Source organism: Celeribacter marinus (assembly GCF_001308265.1).
GTDB lineage: Bacteria > Pseudomonadota > Alphaproteobacteria > Rhodobacterales > Rhodobacteraceae > Celeribacter > Celeribacter marinus.
The window spans coordinates 3,068,194-3,089,570 of record NZ_CP012023.1 but is presented as its reverse complement, the minus strand read 5'-3'; the positions used below and the strand labels follow the sequence as shown (position 1 = coordinate 3,089,570).

Here is a 21,377-nt window from a genome sequence, read left to right as displayed (position 1 = left end):
TCCAATGCTCCGGCGCCGCCGCAATCAGACCCGCAAAGGCCGTCTGGTCATCCGCTCCGAGGCGCTTCTCAACGGCAACCTTGCCCGCCCATCGGCCCTGGGCCGCCCTGACGCATCAACGGCCTCTTCGCCCTCAAAATAGATGGCATCAATGGATTTGATGCGGTGCGCCGCCAGCACCACCACCAGATGCAGGTCTTTGTCCTTTGCCCCTGTGGAATGCAGAAACACAATCACACCGCCCTTGCGCGTGCGGCCGTAGACCAGTTCGCGGGGCATCACCGGCTCGCGCACTGTCACCGTGCGGGCCTTCATTTCCATTTGGCCAAGGCTGGGCGTGGGCATCAACGCTTGGGCTGCCGCTGATAAGAGCATCGAGGCCCCGAACTGGGCGGCAAAGCCCACGAGACCCGTGGCTGCAAAAGCCGCGGCCACACCGCCCGCCGCAATGGCAGCGCCCCCGAGGGCGACAGCACCTAAAACCACGGGTGGCATTATTCAGGTCCTCCAGGCGAGACGGCAGGTTGAGAGCGGCAGGCGCACCAGACCCGCAGGCGCAACAAAAGCGGCCGTGGCGCCGATGACGACACCAAAAGCTTCAGGCGCACCGCCCAGGATCAGATCGCCACGCTGTGCGAGCCGCACATCCTCAAGCGGGTCGCCCAGCAAAGCGCGCCCGCCGTCTTCAAGGCTTGTCCAGCCAAGGCGGCGCAACACCCGTCCGCAGCCGACCCGTGTGCGATACCGCCCCCGCCAGAGTGCCGCATGATCCGGGCCGTCCGTCAGATCGCGGTGCAGATCAAAGGCCCAGGTGGCGCAGTCGTGCTCGCCCCAGACGAAGGGACGTGCCTGAGCGTTCGTTAACGAATCAGCAAGGATCTGCTCCCAATGGGGCACGCGGGTAGTATCGCGTGGGGCAACAATTGGTTGCTCCATCAGCCGCGCCCCCAAGTGATGTCTTGATCCTGAATGGCCGTCACATGCTCAAACCCACGATCGCCCGGGTGCAGGACCTGCTGGCTTTCATGGGTGTAGCGCCAGTTGCGCGGGATACTCAGATCAATGAGCCGGCTTTCATAACTGATTGTGATCCGGCAGCTCTGCCCGTCCTCTTGTAGCTCCGGCACATCAAGACGACCCGTAAAGGCCTGCACGGGATCGGCGATCACTCTGCGCCCCTCCGTCAGAAGTGCCAGCCAGATGCGTCCCGCCTGACCCTGGCGCGCTTCATTGATCGCAAGACCTACCAGATCGAGCGGTACACCTGACAGTGAGACTGTCGTCCCAGAGGCCACAACATCAGAGGTTTCTTCAAGCGCGCCAAGGCCAAGAAGCACCCCGACGCCGGTCCAGGTCTTGCCGTCCCAATCTATCGGACCCGGACCCGTCCAGATCCGCACCATGCCCGAGGGGAACTCACCTTCAAAAAAGATCGCAGGCTGCAGATCCGCGCGGTCGAGCGCCTCGGCCATGTCATTTGTGATATCCCGGCTCATAGCGCCTCGCGGGCTGATAGGGTGAAGCGGTGACGCGCTGCACGCTCAATACGGGTTGGCACCGAACCCGTAGGGCGCAGCAGCACCTGTGGTCTGTTCACTTCCAGTTGCGTATTGGCGGGCAGTGCGCGGCGGATCGCCGGAAAGAGCGTCAGCGTTGCCAGACCGTTGATGTCCGCTGTCACATCAAAGGCGATCTGGTGCAGGCGCGTGTCGCGCGCCGTGCCAATCGAGACAAAGTCCCCTGAAGCCAGTGCAGGCAACCCAGGCGGCCAGCCTTGCGTTTGCACGACATTGCCGCCTGTGATGGGTGCCGCCAGCGTCACCTGTTGTGTCAGTCCTTTTGGCTCAATTGAGGGATCAGCAAACAGCAGAAGACCGCGCCCAGAGCCAAGCGCCGTGAGGGCCGCAGAGACCGAGCGCGCCAGCGGTCCGGATTGCGCGGCAAACTCAATGTCGTATTCCCACCATTCCCCACCCCAATCCTGCACCTCCGTCGTGCCGGTGAAGGGTGACTGCGTCTGGCTGGTGGCTGTCACGAGCCGTCGCTCAATGCCGGCCACCCAGGTGCGCGGCAGGTCCACAATGACGCTCATGCCATGCGTCCCCGCCGCATGGCATTGCCAACAGCGGCCACCGCAATGCGCTCAAACTCGGGCTGTGCGCTGCGCATCACTGCCGCGATCTGCTCGGCCACGCCCATCTGCGCGCCGCGCGCGTCCACATTAAGATTTATGGCCACAGGAATGGCGCCCCCTGCGCCGCGGGCAACCTCAGCCCGCGACAAGACCCGCTCGCCCCGCTGCAGAATGGTGGGGACTTCATCAGGACGCAATCCGGCCCAGGCACCAGCCCGCCCCACGGTGCCGCCTGAATGCATCCGCGGCGCTCCCGCAAAAACCGCTGCGGGCACAGACCGCCTATGACCGGAGATCCCAACCATGCCGCCCGCATGCGAGACCGCTGCCGTGACCGCTCCGGATGCGGCGCCACCTGCGCCACCTGCGGCAGAGCCGCCGCCAAAGACACCCCCGAGTGCATTGGCTATGGGGCCCAGAACCGCATTTTTGAACGCCAACACAGCCAGGTCGGCGAGGATCGAGCGCACCAGCCCCTTGAAGTCGAGCTTGCCGGTTTCCACAAAGCTGCGGAAGGCACTCTCGGCGCCAGAGAAGGCGCTGGAGAGGGTTTCGCCGAGACCTTTGCCCCAGTTCAGGGCATCCTTGGCATAAGAGTTGAGGGCTTGCGAGACGGCGCGCCAGCCGGTCACGATCTTCTCAGCTGCCCCGTCGCCACTGCCGCTTGCACCACCACCCGCAACAGCCTCTCCAGCCTGGCCCATGGCTTCTGCGAGACGGTCGGCAGAGGCGGTCGCGTCATCAAGGGCTGCAGCTCCGTCCGCGCCAGTGCCCGCAACAGCATCGCGCAGTGCCGCCCAGGACGTCAGCGGGGCCGTGGCTCCGGCCGCCAAATCGGTAGACGCACCACGATAAATATTGGCCGCGGCCAGTGCATCAGCCGCCATACCGTCCAAGCCCAGATCAGGCGCTGTGAGCGGGTTATCTTCAAAAGCCCGCCGGAACGCATCCGCAGCAGCACTGCCTGCATCCGCTGTCGCTCCCGCGAAAGGATTGTCGATATCGCCAAGACTAATCTCACCGATTTCGCCGAAGGTCGTCTCGATCCCCACCGCCGCCAGCGCATCGCGGATTTTGCCGGTAAAGGCATCAATCCGGGCGATCGCGCCATTCAGCATTGCTTCAATACCGTCGAGCATGCGGTTCGCCGCTGTGTAAACAAGATCCCCGATCACGGCTGGCAGGCGGGACCAGATGTCTCGGACGGCCATGAGCGCCCCCTCAAACGTATTCGCCGTGGTATTACCAAAGGCGACCACACTTTCAATCGCGCCCGCCATGCCCGTCGCGGCGTCGGATTTGAGGTCATAAAACATCGCCGTGACGCGCGCGCCGGCAGCCGCGGCTCCCGTCTTGATCCGATCCCAGACCTCAACGGCGACATCCTTCAAGAGGCGCATCGCCGCGCCAAAACCGCCTGCACCGGACGTCAGCCGCGTGAACCAGTACACCAGCTCGCCTGCGCCAACGATCAGCGCGCCAATGCCCGTGCGGATTAGCGCGCCTTTGAGAACCACCAGCGTGGTGGCCAGACCGCGGACAGAGAGTGCTGCCGCGGCCATCGCGGCAACCCAGCGTCCTGCCAGGAAAGTGGCAAAGGTGCCTGCGTAAACTCCCAGCCGGTCGAGATTGCCCAGAACCGCATCGAAGGCCCGGCTGATCGGACTCGCAGAAGACGCCAGCGCGACAAAGTTGTTCGCGACCGCCTCAAGCGTGGGCGCCAGCGCCACGGCAATCCGGTTGCGCACGCCGGTAAACACTTGGCCAATGCTGACGAGTGCCAATTCCGATCGGCGCATCGCGGCGATGGCGTCAGTATCCAAAACAGCGCCAAGCGCTTGGGCTTGCGCTCCGAGCCGGGTCATCTCCGCCCCGCCATTTTGCAGCAGCGGAATAAGACGCGTGGTGTCGGACGCCATGGCCTCAAGATAGAATGTCATCTCTTGCTGGCTGACGCCTGCCTTCTCAAGACTTGAGACATAGAGCTGTAGGGCTTCCGGCCCCGAAAGCCGGGCGAACTGATCGGCGGTGACACCCACCCTTGGCGCGATGTTCTCAAAAAAGTCTGCCATCGGACCGCCGCCCGTCTGCAGGAAGTCCCCCACACGGTCGTTCACGTCCTTCAGGATATCAGCGAGCTTCTCTTGCTCGACCCCCACCGTGGCCGAGGCCGCCGCCCAGCGCTGGAACACCTCCGGTGCCGCATTGGCAACTTGTGACAGCTGATCGATCTCATTGGCAGCAGCCACCGTCGAGCGCGTCATTACAACAACAGCACCGGCCAAGGCAGCCGCAGCAGCCGTCGCCGCAATCTTGGCGCGGCGCGCAAAACCCGCCATGCGGGCATTGGCTTGATCCAGCTCGCGCGACAATCGCCCCATGCCCCTAGACCCAGCCGCACCGACACCTTCTAATTCGGCGCGCACTTGTCGCCCGCCAGTCGCGGACAGGCGGACGGAGACTTGTTTGGTCGCCATGGAGTAGATCCTCGGAGGGTAAAACCTCATTCCCAATGGAAACGAGGTTACATGTGGCCTGATCCGGCCTGCATGGTTTCATTGATCTTACGGACCATCACCGCCTCAATGGGCGGCAGCAGCTCCGCCATGATGATGGGAGACAGCCCGAGGGCCGCGCCAAGGTGCAGCGCCGCACTCATATCCCAGCCGAGGACCGCGCCGCCGTTCATCCCACCTGCAACGCGCACCTGTCCGCCAAGCCGCTGAACCAGATCCCAGACCTGCCAGCCCTCAAGTGTGCGTGGCGCATGCAGGCTGCGTGGGCAGTCCGCGCAGACAGAAACGCTCTCCTCGCAGAAGCATGCCGCGCAATACTCACCGCCCCCGCCGAACTCCCAGTCGGCGAGAGCGGTCAGACGTTTTTTTCCGCATCCAGTATCAGTGCGCCGGCGATGTATGTGGTCTGGAAGGCCTCAAAAATTGGCCAGAGCTCCAGCAGCGCGTCGATGCCCTCAGGTGTCAGAGGCAGAGGCTTGTCGTTTTCGTCACCGACGCCCTCCCAGTCCTTCACGACGATGCGCCCTACGGCTTTGGCCACGATACGCGCGAGATCGTCATTGGAGGCGCTGATCTCAGCATCGCTCGCCGCGGCAATGATCGCCGGATCGCTGCGCGCGGCCAGCATGATGGCGGTGGTCAGCGGTTCCACCAACAGCCGGACACCATGGCCAAGATCAAGCCATTGCGGCTCGGTAGACAGGTTCAATCGTAGCATCAGTAATCCTCCCAGTCGTTGGTCAGTGTGACGGTGCACATCCGGCCCACCCCAGGATCGCTAGCCGCCTGCCAGTCGAAGGTGGCCTGCACGCCTTGCGGTCCTGATATCTCGATCCGGGGACGCGGGAGGTATACGGCATGTGCGGTGACGGTTAGGTTTTCACCGGTGGGCAGTGTGTATGAGAACGCAAGCTCACAGGCCTCGCCGTTGATCGCTTGTGTCACCAGCGTTTGATCGGCAAAGCGCACAACGACATTGCCGGTGAGTGCCGCGATCGAGGGATCCGCGCCGTCGATCTTGCCATCAGCGCGGATCGTCTCGATGCGATCGAGGCTGTTGGCATAGGTGAGGTCAGCGGAGACCACGTTGCCAATGTTCCCACCATTGCGCGTGATGGCCCCGTTGAAGTGACCGAAGCGTTTCAGAGCAATACTGGCGGGCGTGCCTGCGGCGGTGCTCGTGGCGATCTCCTCGCCCTGTGCCACGATGCTCGCCGTTGCCGTCAGCAAGCCCGATCGCGCCATCTGCCAGTTGAGGCTGTCGACCATACAGCCGGAATACATGGCGTAGCGCGGCACCTCCGGCATGCCAGTCTCAACCGAGAAGCTCGGCAGTGCCCAGTTTCCAGAGCGGAACTCGTGGGTATAGGGTGAGTCAGCGCCCGTCGTTGTAGGCGCTCCAAACGCAGCCTTCAGCCAGAAACCAAAGGCCTCCGCATCCATCGGGATCACGACATCACCGTCCGCTGTCACGGCATCCTTGATCGGCGCCTGCGGATCGCGCCCATACCCCAGCAGTTCCGAGGTCTGCAACGGTTGCTCCGCCCCCAGCGACGTACTGGCGAAGGGCATCTTCGTGTAGCCGCCTGCCGGCGGCGTGCCATACGTGGTCTCAAACGCAAGCGCCATCTGCGCCCGCGCCCCTTGGGCTCGTGCCATTGTGTCCCTCCTTGAATTTATCTGGTCAGCCCAGCGCGTCGGTGGTCGCGTAGTGAAGAATGATTGGAATGATCCCGGCCTTCAGAGACGCGGCCCCCTCGACGGGAAGATCGACGGGTTCAGCTGCCTCTGGCTCAACCCAGTCGCATAATCCCCGCAATGTCCGGTCGGCGGCGATTACTGCGCCGACCTGAGCGCAGAGCGCGTCAAAGACGCTGTCACGGTTCGACGCCGATTGCACAATGACCTCGAGCTCGGAACGATGCTGGAAGTGATAAGTCGGCGGCGACAGCGTCACGCCGGGCTCGCCCGGGGTGCCATCGCGCAGGATCATCAGCCCTGCGGACGGAATGCGTTCTGGTAGAACGTCTCCGCGCAGAACGGGCACATGCGGGATCGTGCTGAGCAGGTCCGCCAAAGCGGTCAGGATGGTTTCTCGTGGGGTGGGCATTTAAGAGCCTAACGTTGAATTCGTGTCTGTTGTCACAGCCAAGAAAGTGTTATAAGTAATACCTATTGATACTCACGAGGATTAATCCCATGAATGCTGTTCGCCCCATTGCCGTGAAGCTCGATCAGGAAACCCGCGACCGCCTCAAACGGCTTGCGGATGCGAAGGATCGTTCGACGCATTGGATGCTGCGCGAAGCAGTCTCTCAGTTCCTGTCCCGTGAAGAGGCGCGTGAGGCTTTTCGCCAGGCAGGTCTCGCGGCCTGGCAGGAATATCAGATGACGGGCCAACATGTGACACATGAGGACGCAGATGCCTGGCTAGCCAAGCTCGAGGCTGGCGAAAAGGCAGATATTCCTCAATGCCACAACTGATCTGGTCTCCCGCAGCGCTGCGGGATGTGGAACGGCTTTACAATTTCTTGGCCGAGAATAACCCTGACGCGGCACGCCGCGCCGCCAAGTCCATCCGTGAGGGTATGCAGATCTTACGCGACCAGCCGGGAGCAGGGCGCCCTGTGGAGGACATGGATCCAGAGTTTCGCGAGTGGTTCATCACCTTCGGTGGTAGCGGGTATGTTGCTCTTTACCGTTTGGACGTCGACGCGGCTGTCGTTCTTTGTGTGCGACATCAACGTGAGGCCGGGTACTGAACCAGCGGTCACCCCAGTTTAGCGTCAACCCACTCTGCAACAATTAGGCTTGGAATTGATGCCTGCGCGCGGTCAGCATCGCGTGCCAGATCGAGCCGCTTGCGCAGCTTTACCTGAGGCACCAGCAAGAAGATCGGCACCGTGCTGCGCCCGCGACCCGTCTTGGACCGAGATGCCACGCCCAGTCCGCGACTGTTCAACCGGCCATCGGCCACCAGAAAGCTTGGCCCCCGGCGTCGATAGACAAACCGCAGCCGTAATCCGCGACGCCGTTCCCATTCACCGGGTGTGAGCGCCTTGCCGCGGGCGCCTTTGCCGGCCGCAGGTGTCGGGATCGCAAGCCAGAACCCGTCCTTGGAGCGGATCAACGGGCCGGTGTCATGCGCGCTGATGATCTGTGGTGCATTCGACCAGACCAAGGCTGCTGCTTCTAGGCTTTCGCCGGTTTTTGGATAGGTCTGGCTTCGGATCGAATTCGACAGTCGCCGACCAAGCCCTGCCTGTGTGATCTGCCCGCGCCAGTCTGACTTGAGACCTGTCTCGGCTATGCGCATCGCCGTGGTGACGGCCCGTTCGCCTGCCAGGATTTCAGCGCGCATCGCTGTGAGGATATCACCGCTGACAGAGAGATCGAGTTTCATGCGGGGGTTGCCTCAATGGTCCAGATCAGCCGTTCACGATCGCGCAGCGGTTCACCCTGGATTAGGAAGGTCTCTTCGCCGATGAGGATTTGCTCATCGGGGCGGGGTGCCGGCAGGTCTGACGCGCGCACGTCAAAGCGGAATGTCTGCGATACAAGGCGCGCCGCGCCGAACTTGGTCACATCATCGCTGCGACGCGTTATAATGTGGATACGGGTGAACTGCCCTTCGCTGTCACGATGCCAGGCCTCATGGGCAAGGTTAGGATCAGCGAAGAGGAGATCGAGTGCGCCTGCAAACGCGGTCATGGCTCAAACACCTCAATTGCCCGAGTGCAAACGGATGGCCATGCGCGGCCGCTTGTTGACCGGCAGGATCGAGCTTTCGGTCATCAGATCGATCCAGCGGCCCTTAGCGTCGATCATCTGGCGCGCGTAAAGCGGCAGACCTATAGTGTTGGCGGTCTCCAGTAGGTTGGCCGGCCCGCCATAGGTGGTGAACGTGTCAAACGTGCCCAAGGGAAAGGCGATGCCTTCGCCAGCGGGGATCAGCCGTTCGGATGTTCCGTTCGATAGAGTGACAGAACCGTTGTATTCTTCGAACAAGATACCCGCAAAAGGAAACGCCCGGCGCATGTCCTCTCGCAGCGGCTGGCCGCCCGTGGCCGAGAAGAACTTATAGGCCTCTTCGGTCTTGGGATGGCTGATCAACTTGTCGAAGAACTCCGAGCTCACCAGCGCATGGGCAGTGGTCATGGTCTCGCCCAGCAGATTGTCCTCCATGGCACGTAGCACGCTGCGGACTTTGCCCTGCACGTTTGTGCCGGCGGTGCCAAACACAAAGTCGATCGAGATCTTCTCAAGGCCAAACTCGGTAAAGTAGTTGTATAGCGTAGTGCCGGCACCATCCTTTACGATACCGCGCAGGGCATTCATTTCCATGTACTCGCGGGTCTGCGCATGTTTACGGCGCATCAGCGTGAGCTTGCGGTTCATCACCTCGACCAGCGGGTCAGCCGCATCGGACACACCCAGCGCGGGCATGCCTTGAATATCTGCAGGCAGGATGACGTCATCATGGGGGATCCAGGGCAGGGCAAAGCTGCGCATCGAGCGCTGTTCGCGGTTGCCCACGGTGGCGGGCGCGCCCAGTGGCACGGAGGGCAGAAGGCTGAGCACGCCCTCGCGCTGCTCAATCACGATAGAGCGTTGCGTGACGCCCTCAAAGCGAAACAGGCCGATCTGGCCCAGGCGCGTATAGAGATTGGGCAGGATATTGATGGCCTGCGTCATTTCAGCGAGCGAATAGCCGCCCGCGTCAAACGGGTTGCGGGTAATGGTCATGGGGAACTCCGAGGGCATGAGGGAAGAGGGATAGCTCGTAGCTGTGGACGGCTGGATCAGGCGGTATCGCGGGGGATGATGCCGAGGGCTGTGAGTTGGCTGAGTTTGGTGGCAATCTTGGCGGCATCATCGACAGTGGCATCAAAGACCAGCGCTGCTTTGGAGACGATGGCCGGGCCGCGCAGGATCACGACAGCCTCTTGGTCTGCCGCGCGTGCATCAGTCGCATAGAGCAGGACCGCAGCTGCGTTTTGGGCACCGTCCGACCCGCCGGAGGGCGACAGCTTATACTTGCCGCTGGCGGTGATTTTGCCCACTACCGCGCCAACGGGATAGGCGGTGCCAGCCAGCAGCGTGACAGTTTCACGGGTAAAGTTGGGGTTCAGTTCGTATTTGAGGACATCGCCCATGGAGGGCGGTTGGGTCAGCACGGACATGGACTATCTCCGAAGGATTGGGGATCAGGTGGGCGGTCAGGTATCAGGGTGGTAAGTGCTTTAGTGTCGACTGCCGGCGGAGGCTGCTTTTTTGGCGGCAGCCACGATTGGGCTCTCTGCGCTTTTTGGGATAACCGGCGAAGGTGGCGCTGCCACGATATCGCGGGCGTCTGCTGCTGCGCTGGCGCGCTCCAGAACCAGCCGACGCAAGGCTTCTGGGGCGGTGCCTTCGCGGAGTGCTTTCGCTGCGTCAATTGCGATGCCGAGGCGACCGGCCTGTGCCGCAATTTCGGCGATCTCTGCCGCTGACTCGCGAAGCTGCGCGGACAGTTCCGCTAGATTGTTTAGCTGCAGAGCGGTTGGCGCTGGCACAGGTGCAACCGCCGCAGCGGGTGTTGGATCTTCTTGGTCCATGTTTAGTTCGCTATCCTGGACGTCTTCTTCACTCGCGCTGTCCAAGACAGCGCCTACAGTGTGAGTGGTTTCGGTATGTGTCGGTTCGGCGTCGGTTCTGGCGCTCATGGCGGCCTCCTTTGGTCGGGTGTAAGTGGCGCGGGGCAGCCGCGCGGTGGACGATGGACGCGATAGGCTTTCTCGGAAGCGGACGAAGCCGCCTGCCAGATCGGTGACCTCATCAGCAAGGCCTGCGGCAACGGCATCGACGCCGCGATAGGTGGCCGCTTCGGTGGCAAGAGCTGCCTCCTCGCTCAACAGCCCAGCGCGGCCTGCTGCAACGGTCTCGGCAAACAGAAACCGCAGCACATCGATTTCGCTCTGGATATCGCCCCGCACATCTTCGGGCAGTGGCTCATAAGGATTGCCATCGATCTTGTGCGCACCGGAGTGGATCAACGTGACGCGCATGCCGTCCTGATCAAGCTGGCCACTCATATCGGCATGCATCACAACAACACCAATGCTGCCCACCGCACCAGTCCGTGGCAGCAGGATCCGGTCCGCCTGGCTAGCCAGCGCATAGCCGGCCGAGAAGGCGTGCTCGGCCACAAAGGCCCAGACTGGTTTGGTCGCGCGGATTGCCCGAATGCGATCCGCGAGATCAAAGACCCCGGCCACCTCGCCGCCAAAACTGTCGATTTCGAGCGCCAACGCACGCACGGCCGGATCATTGGCTGCTGCGTCGATCTGGGCCGCGATGCCTTCATAGCTGGTCTGGCCTGACGATTGCCCGATCCAGCCACCGCGGTGGATCAACACACCGGAGATTTCGATCACTGCAATCCCGTCCACGACCGGGTAAGGCGCATCGCCATGTTGGCGCAGACTCTCGGGCAGGCCGCCGGCTAGAATACTGGCGCGGGCGGGCAGGGCAACAGCGCCGGTTCCCTCCTCTATCTCGCCATCCGCCAAATCGAGCTGCCGCCCAAGAATGCGTGGGCCGAGCCCAGACAGAAACGCCATGGCTTTTGAGGGTTCAACAAGCAGCGGCGTGTTGAACGCGCGTGCGGCAATGCGGGCATGGAGCATGAGGATCGGTCCTTGGCTTTGCATTTCCAATCCCCATATGGTAAGGAGGCATCGAAATATGTAAGGAGTGTGCCGATGCATGAATCGACAGTGACAGTAAAAGGCCAGACCACTCTACCGAGAGATGTGCGCGCTACGCTTGGCCTAGCCAGCGGCGACAAGGTTCGCTACCTGATCCTCAATGGTGAGGTGCGGATCCTGAAGGCGCGCTCCATTAAGGAATTGCGGGGCATCCTTTCAAGGTCGGGTCAGAAGCCTGTCTCGTTGGAGGAGATGAATGAGGCGATTGCAGCCGGTGCAACGGATAGCGCGGCTCTCGTTCGATGATCGCGCTCGACACCAATGTTCTGGTGCGCTTTCTTGTGCAAGACGACCCTGCACAGGCGCAACTGGCTACAAATATAATCGACCAATTGACCGATGACGCGCGGGGCTTTGTCAGCCGTGAAGTTTTGATTGAACTCGTCTGGGTGTTAGAGCGTGCCTATCGTCTCAGTCGTGCTGAGATTGCTGTTGCGTTCGACGGTTTGCTATCGGCAACCGAGCTGGACATCGAAGGCGCTGATGAGGTTGCGCCAGCGCTAGAGCTCTACCGCAATGATGGTTTTGGCTTTGCTGACCTGATGATTGCCGCAGCCGCCAAGCGGTTTGGGGCTGTGGAATTGGTGACCTTCGATCGAAAAGCCGCGCGCCTGCCCGGTGTCCGCCTCATTCAGGGCTGAACGTTACTATGCTTCCTCTGCTGCGGTGGGTGGTCGATCTTGGGAATCAGGTTTCTCTGTTTCAACGATGTCTTCCGCGGTTGGCACTGCCTGCACACCTTGCGCGGGCGAGCCGGGCCGGCGGAAATCTAGACCCAGCGATCGCTCGCGGTCCCTCTCTGCCGCAATCTCCCGATCCACTTGTTCTGCGTCATAGCCGCGCTCGGCGATGGCCTGGCTACGGGATTTCAGCCCTGCTTCGATCTGGGCGATTTCGGCATTGGCGTCTTTGAGCGGATCGACCCAGTCCCATTTCGTGGGCAGCCAATCCGCAGTGAGTAGCTGCACGCGGTTGGCCTCATAGCCGGGCAGGGTCAGCGCGCTTGATAGCACGGCGGCATCCATCCAGCGCGCATAGACGGGGCGGCAGAGCTGATACACCATCACCGAGTGCTGCCAGGCCGATACCCTGCGGCGGAATTCGATCAACGCCAGCCGCGAGTTTGAGAAGCTTCCTTTCACCATGTCATTGGCGAGATAGGGATAGGGGATGCCGAGTGCTGCCGAGATCTGCAGCAGCGTCCGATACTGGAATGGCTCGTAGGTCGCACCGCTGTCGGCGGGCTGGCCCACGGTCACATCTTCACCCGGATCCAGCCGCACGATCTGGCCCGGGCTAATCTCCACGCCCGTGGGCATCTCCTCATCGTCCAAGGGCGCCAGCGGGTTTTCCGGGGCCGGCGAGGTGACGAACATCGCATACATCGCCGCAACCTTTTTGCGGTCGAGCTCGGCGTCGTCGTATTGATCAAGCAAGAACAGTTTTACAATCGCAGGTGCGAGTTTTGACACACCGCGCAGCTGCCCGCCCTCAACAGGATCAATCACATGAATGATCTCTGAAGCTGGCACCCTCACGATCTCACCCGACAGTCCGGGATCGGTGCTGTCACCGGGATGCCGGCGCAGGAAGTGATAGGCGACGCGCCGTCCGATGCGGTCAAACTCGATGCCCTGACGGATCGCGTTGCCGTTTTGCGCCACACCCGTTTCATGCAGGGGCAGCATTTCCGAGGGCAGCATCTGAAGCTGGAGTGGCACCGTCAGTCCATCCTCCACCCGTCGGGGCCGGATCCGCACAAAGACCTCACCCGCGATGAACACCTCGCGCGCCGCGCGGCGTTGCAGCCCGTAGAAATCCGTCAGCCCCTCGGCATCGGCCTCGTCGGTCCAGGCGAGCCAGAGCCGCTGAAGCTCTTCCTTGCGTGTGGCATCCGCAATCTTCGAGATTGGTTTGATCCCGTCTCCCACGGTGTTGGCGGCCCAACTTTCCACGGCATTCACCGCATAGCCATTGTTGCGCACCAACCAGCGGGCACGAGCGGTGATATCGGGGCCAGATGCTGCGATCAGTGCGTTGACATGAGCGCGCGTGGCCTGGAACCCACGCAGCCGTCGGTGGTGTTGGCCGGCATCGAACCCACCAATAAATGCGCCGACGCGCTGTCTCCAGTTCATCACAGATCCTTCACAGCGTAGGGACGCAAGATGCGCCTAGCGCCGCGTTCCAGCTTGGCGATGCGCCGCTCGATATCGCCAATCGCCGCCGCGAGTTCGGCATCGGTGCCATAGGTCACGGTCTTGCCGTCATAGCTGACCGACCGCGTGCCGCTGTAGCGCGCGGCCAGCAGCGCGCTGTGGCGGGATTTTAGATCATCGAGGTTCATGAGACTCACTTGCCTAGCACATTATGAGTGTGTATATTTAGTATGCGTAAGGAGGGCCCAATGCAGCACGCCACAACACAAAAGCAACGTACCAACGTCACCCTGACGTCTGCCAACCTGGCCGCTGCGCGGGAGTTTGGTCTTAATGTTTCGGCCATTAGTGATGCCGCAGTCGCCGAAGCCGTCCGCTTGGCAAAAGCAAAGGCTTGGGCTCAAGAGAATGCATCCGCCATCGCAGAGCGCTGTGCCTGGATCGAAGCGAATGGAACGCCCTTGGCGGATATTCAGGTTCTGAAGATCGACTGATGGCACAGTTTCAGGTTTATCTTATCGCTGGTGGTCGACTTGTCCTCGACCTCCAGACTGATCTTGTCGAGACCGGTACACGCGTGGTGGCGCCGCTTATACCAACCGGTTCAGGGCCAAAGGCCATTGGACGCCTCGAGCCAGTCTTCAAGATTGAGGGTGCAACATACGTTCTCCATACAGCGGAGATGGCTGCGATCCCGTCGGCGCTACTCAAGGGTGGGTCTGTCGCTGATCTTCGCGCATCCGACTACGAGATCCGAGGCGCCCTCGATATGGTGTTCTCGGGCTTCTGATCATTCCATGTATTTGGGCGTGCTGATCTTCCAGCCGCGCCGCCGGGGCGCTGCGATCCGCCCCGCTTGGGGTTCATTTGATTTCTCTGTCTCAGCGGATTGCGCGATGGCTGCCGTTTCCACGCCGGCCTGCTTCTCCAGCTGCCGCCACATCCGCTCATCAAAGCGGTCCGCGCCAAGGATCCATGCGGCAGCCCGCGCATAGACCCGTGTGTCCAGCGCCTCGTTGCGCTCGCGCAGCTTTTGCCATTCCTGGCGAGCAAAACCGCGCTTGTTGCGGATTGTGACCAGTTGCTCGCCCACCAACTGTTTGAGCCATTCGCTGTCAGCCCAGTCGGGCAAGTGAACCGTCCCAGCAGGTGCTGCGGCATCGGGCTCATCTGGCCGCTCCAACCGCAGATAGCGATAGGTCTCCGCTTTGAAGGTGGCCGTTGCTACGGTCCAGAGGCGCGCGCCGCGCTTGAGTTTGCGTCCATTCACTGTGGCATCCACAAAGGTTGGCCCCGAGACTGGCGTTGCCCGATTGAACCCCTCTAAGCCCTTCACAGGTGCGACCTGTGCAATGCCCTGCTTGCGCGCCCAGGCATAAACAGCGGCGGACTCGTATCCGGTATCAATGGCAAGCTTCGCCAGCGTCATGATTGCGCCGTTCTCATGCGTCCATGTTTGACCATGCAGGGCCGTCAGTGAATCCCAGCAGGCCGGATCATCCGGCCCGCCCGGGATGACAATGTGATCGACGAGCCAACTTTCCAAGCCGCGGCCCCAAGCCCAGACATCCACCTCGATGCGGTCTTTCTGGACGTCGGCCCCGGCGGTCAGGAACAGGCCGCCCATTGGGACCTGCGCCGCAAAGGGTTCACGCTGATCCGCGAGACGCTGCCATTCCGGGGCTTCGCCACTTTCAACCCAAGTCTCGCCCAGCAGGGTGTTGCGCGCGGCCCGTAGCATCTCATCCGAGCCTTGGGCGGCCAGCCAGTCTCGCGCGATCTGCTCCCAGCTTTTCCAGCCGATCGGCGAATAGAGCGCCGAGAGGTGGAACCCGATGGCGTTGGGATCGGCGCTGACCGCCGTTGCCCGCCACTCACCACGCTCCAGCATCTGTGTCTTGTGGTGTTCGGCGATGGGTTTCTCACAGCCTTCACAGTGATACGCTGCCGTTTCCGGCTGTCCCTTGTCCCAGCGCAGCCGCTCGAACTGCAACCACTGCATTGCATCACAATGCGGGCAGGGCACAAAATACCGCCGCTGGTCACTGGCCTCGAACTCCCGTTCAATGCGCGAGAGCCCTCGGATCGTGGGTGTCGACACCATGAACACCTTGCGCCGATGCGCAAAGGTCGTAGTCCGCGCCTCAGCTAGGCTGACTGGGTCGCCTTCTTCATCGGCCGAAGCCGGATAGGCATCGACCTCATCCAGAAACACATAGCGCGCGGGCATCGACCGCAGGCCTGTGGCTGAGTTCGCCCCCGTCAGAACCAGAATACCGCCCGGGAATTCCTTCGACAGCATCGAGTTTCCCGCATCGCGCGACCTTGCTGGCTGGACCCGTTCTTTCAGCGCGGGGCTGTCCTCAATCAGCGGATCAATCCGGCCGCGCGAGGTGCGCTTGGCCATCTCAACAGTGGGCAGGACCGCCAGCATCGGCCCTGGCGCGTGATGGATCACAAACCCGATCCAGTTATTGCCGGCCTCTGTGGCCCCGACCTGGGCGGCCTTCATAAACGTAATCCGCTGCGCCGGATGCGCGGGCGACAGCGCATCCATGATGGCGCGCAGATAGGGCGTCCGCGATGTCCGGTATTGTCCGGGTTCTGCGCTTGCCCGCGATGACAGCTTGCGATGCGCATCCGCCCATTGCGATACCGTCAGGTCCGGATCGGGCCGTATGCCGCGCCGCCAGACACGTAGGATGTCCTCGGCGCCGTCAAAGCCGAGGTCGAGACCTTCGGTTAGATCTGCTGTTGGTCGCCCCTCGTTGTCACTCGGGTCGTTCGTCGCTCGCAAAGGTCCCCCAGACCTTTGCGTTTGGTTATCACCAAACCGCTCCTCATCATTCAAGCGAGACCCTGAGGTCTGCCAGGGCGTTGAGCTGCTCTCGGACATGGGTTTCCAGCACCCTTTGCAGGATCGCAGTTTCGATTGTCACGGGGGTGCCCGATACCTTCTCCATCTGTGCGGATAATTGCGCGGCCATCAGAGCGGATACGCGGGTGGGCCAGGTCACCCAGACATCGCGTTCCTGGCGGGTCAGGCGAAACACCAGCGTCTCGGCGCGGGCTCGGTCAACCAGAACGCCTTTCTTCTTTTGGATCGAGAGCTGACGTTCTTGGGCCTGGTAGACAGTGAGCGCCGTGCGCGCCTTCAGATAGGAGGTGCTTTCACCCGGACCGGCACTTGCACTTCCGATCGCTCCAGCATCACCCCCAGCGCCCAAACCGCCCCGGGACCGCATCTGCTGATCCGGATCCGTCATCTCGCTGCGGCGTGCATCGGATGCCGCGGCATCAATTGACCCATCTGCAAACAGCACCAGCCGCCCGCTCTTGCGGGCCTTCTGTATGGCCCCGCGCGACAGGCCGGAGTGATCTGCATAGGCGCGTTCAGACAGTCCTTCCATGGCGCTTGGCTTAATCTCAATATATTGAAAATAAACATAAAAAACTGTATATTTGAGTTGATTATACTCCGCAGCAGAGCGACTCTGGTCGCACGCAAAGATGCCTGACCGGAGACAAAACCATGACCCTTGCAGAACGCTACAACGCCGAGACCCGCCGCATCCTGCCACACATGGCAGACAGCCTGGCAGTCGATCCCACCATCACTAGCGCCGGCGAGATCGACGAGATCGTGTTTCGCCGCAGCGAACTGCTTGGCGGGATGGCGATCGCCATTCTTGCCATGATCGACCAGCAAGATTGAGAGGTCCAACCATGACCGTCATCACAACCATCCGCATCGACCACGCCGCATTGCCTGACCATTTTGACCGCAGCCGCCCCGACGCCGTTGCCGAGGCTATTGAGACGACCCTGCGTGAGGACGGGATCAAGGCTGAGACCGCGGACGTGATCAGCCACATCAAGATCGAACTGCCGACCTGCCAGCTTGCTGCTGCCTGCGCAGCGTTGGCTGATCTGCAGCTGATTTGAGGGAGAGTAGACCATGAGCACGCGCGCGCAGATTACCATCCATACGGGGGCCCAAGAATGGGCTCACATCTATGTTCATTTCGACGGCTACCCCTCTCATATGCTGCCAGCGCTGGCCCGCTGGACGCCTGAAGACATTCTTGCTGCCCGCGAAATCCGCCACGTCAGTACCGATGCATTGGATTGTTACGATCCACCGCGGGCGCCGGTGATCTATCCCGAACCGCGCTGCGACTTCTGCCACACTTATGTGTTCGCGCAAGGCCGCTGGATTGAATGGAGGACCGGTCGATGACCGCGCCTGCCAGGCTACCGCCCCGAAACGAAGCTTATGGCTTCTTCGGTGCTATGACAAACTGTCCGCCGCGTGATCGCCATCAAGTCAGCGATCCGCCGCTGGCAGAGGCAGGCTAACCGACACCCATGAGGCTTTGTTTGGCCCGCGCCAGCGCGGGCCCTGCGCCGGTAGAAGGGTGGGCATCTTGCGACACCCGTCCCATCGGAGGCCCTAATGCCCAATCTGACCAAAACCCAAAGCTTGCTTCTTACCACAGGCGCCAAGCGCGCCGACAATATTGCAATGCCGCTGCCCAAGGGGCTGCATGGTGCAGCAGCCAAGAAGGTGGTCACCATGATGTGTGAACGCGGCTGGCTTGAAGAGATCGATGCCAACACGCGTAAAGGCGAGCCACTCTGGCGCGAAACTGGTGATGGTCATGGAACCACGCTGGTTGTGACCGACGCAGGGCTCCTAGCGGTCGGGATAGAGCCGGTTGTCGTCAAAACCATGGCCGCGGTCCGCAATCGGGCAGTTTTAGCCTCAGCCTCAGCCTCAGCCTCAACCTCGAGTACGAAGAAACCAACGCCGCGCACCAATACCAAACAGGCGCAGATTATCGCACTGCTGCAGCAACCGGGTGGGGCCTCAGTCAAAGAAATCGCCGCAGTGACGGGCTGGTTACCACATAGTATCCGTGGCCTGATCTCGGGCGGCCTGAAGAAGAAGCTGGGCCTGCTTGTCACATCCGAGAAACAAGACGGGCGCGGCACCGTTTACAAATTGGACGCGACCTGAGCGCACTAGTCATCCCCAGCGCTCGAACAGCCGGCGCAGAGCGTAGTTGCGCAGCAGCGAGATCAACATGAAGATTGCGCCGATCGCGAGATTGTCGCTCAGGCTGACTTTCAACCCGAACCACGGAAACACCACGATCTGCGTCAGCACCGCCAGCGCATAGCCCACTACAACATTGGTGATCGCCTCGATAAGCGATTGGCGCCGCGACTGCATCACGCTGCTAACCGCTTCGATTTGAGGCTTGCAAAACTCTCACCACTGTCTGCTAGAACAGCCTCTTCACCGGTGAAGGCTTGCCAGCGTTCGATGGCCACATCCACATAGGCGGGGTTCAACTCCACCCCATAGCACACGCGCCCCGTAGTCTCGGCGGCGATGAGCGTCGTGCCAGATCCCATGAAGGGCTCATAGACGGCCTGCCCGGGGCTTGAATTGTTCAGGATCGGCCGGCGCATGCATTCCACAGGTTTCTGTGTACCATGCACGGTCTCGGCATCCTGATCCTTGTTTGCAATCTGCCACAGCGTGGTCTGCTTACGGTCGCCTGCCCAGTGGCCTTTGCCCTTGGCGCGCACCGCATACCAGCAGGGCTCGTGCTGCCAGTGATAGTCCCCGCGGCTCAGAACCAGCCGGTCCTTGGCCCAGATGATTTGGGAGCGGATATTGAAGCCTGTCACCGTGAGGCTTTCAGCTACGGTCGCCGCATGCAGCGCGCCATGCCAGATATAGGCAACATCGCCCGGGAATAGCGACCAAGCCTCGCGCCAGTCCGCGCGGTCGTCATTCAGGACCTTGCCGGTGCGCTTGGTTGCCGCGGCGCCAGCTTTATTGCGCCACCCGGGATCATAGTCCACGCCGTAGGGTGGATCGGTCACCATCAGCTGTGGCTTCACATCGCCAAGAAGCCGTCCGACTACATCGGCAGATGTGCTATCGCCGCAAATCAAACGATGCGGCCCGAGCTGCCACAAATCACCTGCTACAGATACCGGCGTCCCCGGTGGCTCAGGAATATCATCCTCGCCCTCGATAGCACCCTCGCTGCCTAGCGCGTCCGGATCCTGAAGCAGGACATCCAGGTCCTCATCGGAAAACCCCAGCAGGTCGAGGTCGAAATCGTCAGCCAGCAACCCCGTGATCTCGTCGCGCAGAATGGCGTCATCCCATTCGCCAAGCTCAGTCAGCTTATTATCGGCAATGCGGTACGCTCGGCGCTCCGCTTCATCGAGATGACCTAAGCGAATGACTGGCACATCCTCCAGACCCAGAATGCCCGCGGCCAGAACACGGCCGTGGCCGGCGATCAGCTCACCGTCATCAGCAACCAGACATGGCACTGTCCAGCCAAACTTGGCCATGCTGGCCGCGATCTTCGACACCTGCGCCTCGCCATGGATCTTTGCATTCTTGGCATAAGGGCGCAGACGGTCAATCGGCCAGACTTCAATCTGGCGCGGCGCAAAAACAAGATCCATCGGGCAGGGGGCTCACTAGGTGAGGGCGATGCGCAGGGAAATACCCCAAAGGGTTCATCCGGCGTCGCAATGTCAGGAAAACAAAAGCGCCCGCGAGGGGGATCCTCCGAGCGCAAATCTTCGATGATCAAGGGGTACGTCAAGGGGGCTAGAAAAGTCAATCTCAAATGTGAATCGGAGTCACATTTTTGCAAAGAGGGTCATGCGCTAAAGGTGTCAGTGGTGGATTCCCAAGTGGATTCTTGATTGAAACAGTCAAGAATCCACCCTGAAAACAATTAAGGCTCTGAAAATAAACAGTAAAAGATAGCCCCTTTGAGGGGTGGATTCCAAAGTGGATTCCCCGGTGAAAAAGCCACGCGCTAGCGAAATGGCGCGCCAAGCCCCCCCGTATACACAAAGGGTCGGGGAGGAACCATGGGAGGGGAGATAGGCGACGGTGGACCTATTTGCTAGCGGAGGCTGGGTAGGCTTTGTCTTCGAAGTCAGCAATTGCTTTGGCAAGGCGATCAAAGGTCCGTGCCTCCTTTGAGCCGGGCTCGGGAGGTGTGTCGAAGTATCCTTCGATCTCACTAAGAGCTTGGTTCAGCTCGGCATCTGTGTTGACAGTACGACGGCTCATTTGCCCGTCTCCCATGCTTTGCTGTTCTGATTACTCGATATCCGGATAAATGTTGACCTCGAAGTACTCGGCTAAGTCGCTGACGCTTAGCTCGCTGGCGACACGGGCTCGCAGCTTCGCTTCGAGTTCAGTCTCAGAAACATCCAAAAAAGAACCATTCATTGCAATGAAGGTCAAAGACGCGATTGCACCCGCTCGTTTGTTACCATCCATCAACGCGTGCCGTGTTGAGACACCATCGTACATCAAGGCTGCGAGGTAAGCTAACTTCGCTTCTGGCTGGTATTTAGCGGCTGACCTTGCCCGCTCGAGGCCTGCTTCAAATGCATCACGCTCGTTCAAGACCATGCGATGCCCCATGGTCTCCATGAAAGCCGAAGTCTCGTCTAAGATCGCATCTGCATTGGGCCAAGCATACCCGTTGTCTTCTGCGGTCACGCGGCGTCGCCTTCGCGACCAAGCTTGACGAGGGTGCGCCGATACCTTTGGGTGACCCGTGCAGCTGCTTCACGCGTTTTGGCGTAGTCATCATCGACGGTACGCACGACAAGTGTGCCGTCATCCGTCGACAGCGTAACCTGCTGCCCAGCGCGCAGTTGCAATGCGTCCATCGTCGGGGCAGACAGCGGTATAAAGTGGCCGTTTCCGATCTTCTTAATTTTATTGGTTGTGGTCACCATGGTGTCCGCTTGCTTTCTG

General features: G+C 61.1%; 33 protein-coding genes. 10 read left to right on the top strand and 23 right to left on the bottom strand.

Annotated elements, in window-relative coordinates:
- Positions 1-24 precede the first annotated feature (24 nt).
- The 9 genes from IMCC12053_RS16105 to IMCC12053_RS15385 all read right to left on the bottom strand — a co-directional run bounded on the left by IMCC12053_RS16105 (position 25) and on the right by IMCC12053_RS15385 (position 6,760).
- Positions 25-495: a hypothetical protein gene (locus IMCC12053_RS16105; RefSeq protein ID WP_236852464.1), complete on the bottom strand. Its 471-nt coding sequence runs from the start codon at positions 493-495 to the stop codon at positions 25-27.
- Between the two features lie 3 nt (positions 496-498).
- Positions 499-936: a DUF6950 family protein gene (locus tag IMCC12053_RS15415; protein WP_062220614.1), complete on the bottom strand. Its 438-nt coding sequence runs from the start codon at positions 934-936 to the stop codon at positions 499-501.
- Positions 936-1,496, bottom strand: a complete 561-nt coding sequence (locus IMCC12053_RS15410) for a hypothetical protein (protein ID WP_062220611.1) — start codon at positions 1,494-1,496, stop codon at positions 936-938. Before IMCC12053_RS15410 ends, IMCC12053_RS15415 begins: the two co-directional genes overlap by 1 nt.
- On the bottom strand, positions 1,493-2,092 hold the full coding sequence (locus IMCC12053_RS15405; protein ID WP_062220608.1) for a hypothetical protein: 600 nt from the start codon (positions 2,090-2,092) through the stop codon (positions 1,493-1,495). The genes IMCC12053_RS15410 and IMCC12053_RS15405 overlap by 4 nt, the downstream gene beginning before the upstream one ends.
- A complete protein-coding gene (locus IMCC12053_RS15400; RefSeq protein WP_062220604.1) occupies positions 2,089-4,611 on the bottom strand; it encodes a phage tail tape measure C-terminal domain-containing protein in 2,523 nt (840 codons plus the stop codon). The genes IMCC12053_RS15405 and IMCC12053_RS15400 overlap by 4 nt, the downstream gene beginning before the upstream one ends.
- Before the next feature lie 47 nt (positions 4,612-4,658).
- The gene (locus IMCC12053_RS15895; RefSeq protein WP_156320752.1) at positions 4,659-4,841 is read right to left on the bottom strand and encodes a DUF7697 family protein; all 183 of its coding nucleotides are present in this window, start codon (positions 4,839-4,841) and stop codon (positions 4,659-4,661) included.
- Between the two features lie 164 nt (positions 4,842-5,005).
- Entirely contained in the window at positions 5,006-5,368 is a 363-nt protein-coding gene (locus IMCC12053_RS15395) for a hypothetical protein (RefSeq protein WP_062220601.1), read from the bottom strand.
- Positions 5,368-6,309: a phage tail tube protein gene (locus IMCC12053_RS15390; RefSeq protein ID WP_062220598.1), complete on the bottom strand. Its 942-nt coding sequence runs from the start codon at positions 6,307-6,309 to the stop codon at positions 5,368-5,370. Before IMCC12053_RS15390 ends, IMCC12053_RS15395 begins: the two co-directional genes overlap by 1 nt.
- 25 nt (positions 6,310-6,334) lie before the next feature.
- Entirely contained in the window at positions 6,335-6,760 is a 426-nt protein-coding gene (locus IMCC12053_RS15385; RefSeq protein ID WP_062220595.1) for a hypothetical protein, read from the bottom strand.
- A gap of 89 nt (positions 6,761-6,849) precedes the next feature.
- Here IMCC12053_RS15385 and IMCC12053_RS15380 point away from each other — a divergent pair, with 89 nt between their 5' ends.
- Positions 6,850-7,134 carry a CopG family ribbon-helix-helix protein gene (locus IMCC12053_RS15380; RefSeq protein WP_062220591.1) on the top strand — a complete coding sequence of 95 codons (285 nt, stop codon included), beginning with the start codon at positions 6,850-6,852 and terminating at the stop codon, positions 7,132-7,134.
- A complete protein-coding gene (locus IMCC12053_RS15375; protein WP_062220587.1) occupies positions 7,122-7,412 on the top strand; it encodes a type II toxin-antitoxin system RelE/ParE family toxin in 291 nt (96 codons plus the stop codon). Before IMCC12053_RS15380 ends, IMCC12053_RS15375 begins: the two co-directional genes overlap by 13 nt.
- Positions 7,413-7,420: 8 nt before the next feature.
- On the opposite strand, the gene IMCC12053_RS15370 is transcribed toward IMCC12053_RS15375, so the two are convergent.
- The 5 genes from IMCC12053_RS15370 to IMCC12053_RS15350 are packed head-to-tail and all read right to left on the bottom strand — an operon-like array spanning position 7,421 to position 11,318.
- Positions 7,421-8,053 carry a DUF6441 family protein gene (locus tag IMCC12053_RS15370; protein WP_062220585.1) on the bottom strand — a complete coding sequence of 211 codons (633 nt, stop codon included), beginning with the start codon at positions 8,051-8,053 and terminating at the stop codon, positions 7,421-7,423.
- A complete protein-coding gene (locus tag IMCC12053_RS15365; protein WP_062220582.1) occupies positions 8,050-8,361 on the bottom strand; it encodes a head-tail joining protein in 312 nt (103 codons plus the stop codon). Before IMCC12053_RS15365 ends, IMCC12053_RS15370 begins: the two co-directional genes overlap by 4 nt.
- A gap of 12 nt (positions 8,362-8,373) precedes the next feature.
- A complete protein-coding gene (locus IMCC12053_RS15360) occupies positions 8,374-9,396 on the bottom strand; it encodes a major capsid protein (RefSeq protein WP_062220579.1) in 1,023 nt (340 codons plus the stop codon).
- A gap of 56 nt (positions 9,397-9,452) precedes the next feature.
- Entirely contained in the window at positions 9,453-9,833 is a 381-nt protein-coding gene (locus tag IMCC12053_RS15355; protein ID WP_062220576.1) for a head decoration protein, read from the bottom strand.
- Positions 9,834-9,893: 60 nt separating this feature from the next.
- Entirely contained in the window at positions 9,894-11,318 is a 1,425-nt protein-coding gene (locus IMCC12053_RS15350; RefSeq protein ID WP_062221431.1) for a S49 family peptidase, read from the bottom strand.
- Between the two features lie 75 nt (positions 11,319-11,393).
- Between IMCC12053_RS15350 and IMCC12053_RS15345 the strand changes: the two genes are divergently transcribed.
- Together IMCC12053_RS15345 and IMCC12053_RS15340 are read left to right on the top strand one after the other, a co-directional pair.
- Positions 11,394-11,645, top strand: coding sequence for an AbrB/MazE/SpoVT family DNA-binding domain-containing protein (locus IMCC12053_RS15345; RefSeq protein ID WP_062220574.1), 252 nt, complete (start codon positions 11,394-11,396; stop codon positions 11,643-11,645).
- Entirely contained in the window at positions 11,642-12,040 is a 399-nt protein-coding gene (locus tag IMCC12053_RS15340; RefSeq protein ID WP_062220571.1) for a PIN domain-containing protein, read from the top strand. The genes IMCC12053_RS15345 and IMCC12053_RS15340 overlap by 4 nt, the downstream gene beginning before the upstream one ends.
- Positions 12,041-12,046: 6 nt before the next feature.
- Here the strand turns inward: IMCC12053_RS15340 and IMCC12053_RS15335 are convergent, their stop codons facing one another.
- The gene (locus IMCC12053_RS15335) at positions 12,047-13,537 is read right to left on the bottom strand and encodes a phage portal protein (RefSeq protein WP_062220569.1); all 1,491 of its coding nucleotides are present in this window, start codon (positions 13,535-13,537) and stop codon (positions 12,047-12,049) included.
- Positions 13,537-13,746 (bottom strand): phage head-tail joining protein, encoded by a 210-nt coding sequence (locus IMCC12053_RS15330; protein WP_062220567.1) that lies wholly within the window; start codon positions 13,744-13,746, stop codon positions 13,537-13,539. The genes IMCC12053_RS15335 and IMCC12053_RS15330 overlap by 1 nt, the downstream gene beginning before the upstream one ends.
- Positions 13,747-13,806: 60 nt before the next feature.
- On the opposite strand from IMCC12053_RS15330, the gene IMCC12053_RS15325 reads away from it, so the two are divergent.
- Together IMCC12053_RS15325 and IMCC12053_RS15320 are read left to right on the top strand one after the other, a co-directional pair.
- A complete protein-coding gene (locus IMCC12053_RS15325; RefSeq protein WP_062220565.1) occupies positions 13,807-14,052 on the top strand; it encodes a type II toxin-antitoxin system CcdA family antitoxin in 246 nt (81 codons plus the stop codon).
- Complete coding sequence (locus IMCC12053_RS15320; protein WP_062220562.1) at positions 14,052-14,348, top strand: CcdB family protein; 297 nt, start codon at positions 14,052-14,054, stop codon at positions 14,346-14,348. Before IMCC12053_RS15325 ends, IMCC12053_RS15320 begins: the two co-directional genes overlap by 1 nt.
- Here IMCC12053_RS15320 and IMCC12053_RS15315 read toward each other — a convergent pair whose 3' ends face one another.
- Positions 14,349-16,454, bottom strand: a complete 2,106-nt coding sequence (locus tag IMCC12053_RS15315) for a phage terminase large subunit family protein (RefSeq protein ID WP_236852462.1) — start codon at positions 16,452-16,454, stop codon at positions 14,349-14,351.
- Positions 16,402-16,968, bottom strand: a complete 567-nt coding sequence (locus IMCC12053_RS15310; RefSeq protein WP_062220559.1) for a hypothetical protein — start codon at positions 16,966-16,968, stop codon at positions 16,402-16,404. The genes IMCC12053_RS15315 and IMCC12053_RS15310 overlap by 53 nt, the downstream gene beginning before the upstream one ends.
- Positions 16,969-17,090: 122 nt before the next feature.
- On the opposite strand from IMCC12053_RS15310, the gene IMCC12053_RS15305 reads away from it, so the two are divergent.
- The 4 genes from IMCC12053_RS15305 to IMCC12053_RS15290 all read left to right on the top strand — a co-directional run bounded on the left by IMCC12053_RS15305 (position 17,091) and on the right by IMCC12053_RS15290 (position 18,578).
- Positions 17,091-17,273: a hypothetical protein gene (locus IMCC12053_RS15305; protein WP_062220556.1), complete on the top strand. Its 183-nt coding sequence runs from the start codon at positions 17,091-17,093 to the stop codon at positions 17,271-17,273.
- 11 nt (positions 17,274-17,284) lie between these two features.
- Positions 17,285-17,503 (top strand): hypothetical protein, encoded by a 219-nt coding sequence (locus IMCC12053_RS15300; protein ID WP_062220553.1) that lies wholly within the window; start codon positions 17,285-17,287, stop codon positions 17,501-17,503.
- Between the two features lie 13 nt (positions 17,504-17,516).
- Positions 17,517-17,798: a hypothetical protein gene (locus IMCC12053_RS15295; RefSeq protein ID WP_062220550.1), complete on the top strand. Its 282-nt coding sequence runs from the start codon at positions 17,517-17,519 to the stop codon at positions 17,796-17,798.
- A 216-nt stretch (positions 17,799-18,014) separates the two neighbouring features.
- Positions 18,015-18,578 (top strand): DUF3489 domain-containing protein, encoded by a 564-nt coding sequence (locus IMCC12053_RS15290; protein ID WP_062220548.1) that lies wholly within the window; start codon positions 18,015-18,017, stop codon positions 18,576-18,578.
- Between the two features lie 9 nt (positions 18,579-18,587).
- On the opposite strand, the gene IMCC12053_RS15285 is transcribed toward IMCC12053_RS15290, so the two are convergent.
- The 5 genes from IMCC12053_RS15285 to IMCC12053_RS15270 all read right to left on the bottom strand — a co-directional run bounded on the left by IMCC12053_RS15285 (position 18,588) and on the right by IMCC12053_RS15270 (position 21,358).
- On the bottom strand, positions 18,588-18,794 hold the full coding sequence (locus IMCC12053_RS15285; protein WP_417903494.1) for a DUF7220 family protein: 207 nt from the start codon (positions 18,792-18,794) through the stop codon (positions 18,588-18,590).
- Positions 18,794-20,056, bottom strand: a complete 1,263-nt coding sequence (locus IMCC12053_RS15280) for a site-specific DNA-methyltransferase (RefSeq protein WP_062220544.1) — start codon at positions 20,054-20,056, stop codon at positions 18,794-18,796. The genes IMCC12053_RS15285 and IMCC12053_RS15280 overlap by 1 nt, the downstream gene beginning before the upstream one ends.
- Before the next feature lie 445 nt (positions 20,057-20,501).
- Positions 20,502-20,678, bottom strand: a complete 177-nt coding sequence (locus IMCC12053_RS15890; protein WP_156320751.1) for a hypothetical protein — start codon at positions 20,676-20,678, stop codon at positions 20,502-20,504.
- A gap of 30 nt (positions 20,679-20,708) precedes the next feature.
- Positions 20,709-21,116: a hypothetical protein gene (locus tag IMCC12053_RS15275; RefSeq protein WP_062220542.1), complete on the bottom strand. Its 408-nt coding sequence runs from the start codon at positions 21,114-21,116 to the stop codon at positions 20,709-20,711.
- Entirely contained in the window at positions 21,113-21,358 is a 246-nt protein-coding gene (locus IMCC12053_RS15270) for an AbrB/MazE/SpoVT family DNA-binding domain-containing protein (RefSeq protein WP_062220539.1), read from the bottom strand. Before IMCC12053_RS15270 ends, IMCC12053_RS15275 begins: the two co-directional genes overlap by 4 nt.
- Positions 21,359-21,377: the final 19 nt, after the last annotated feature.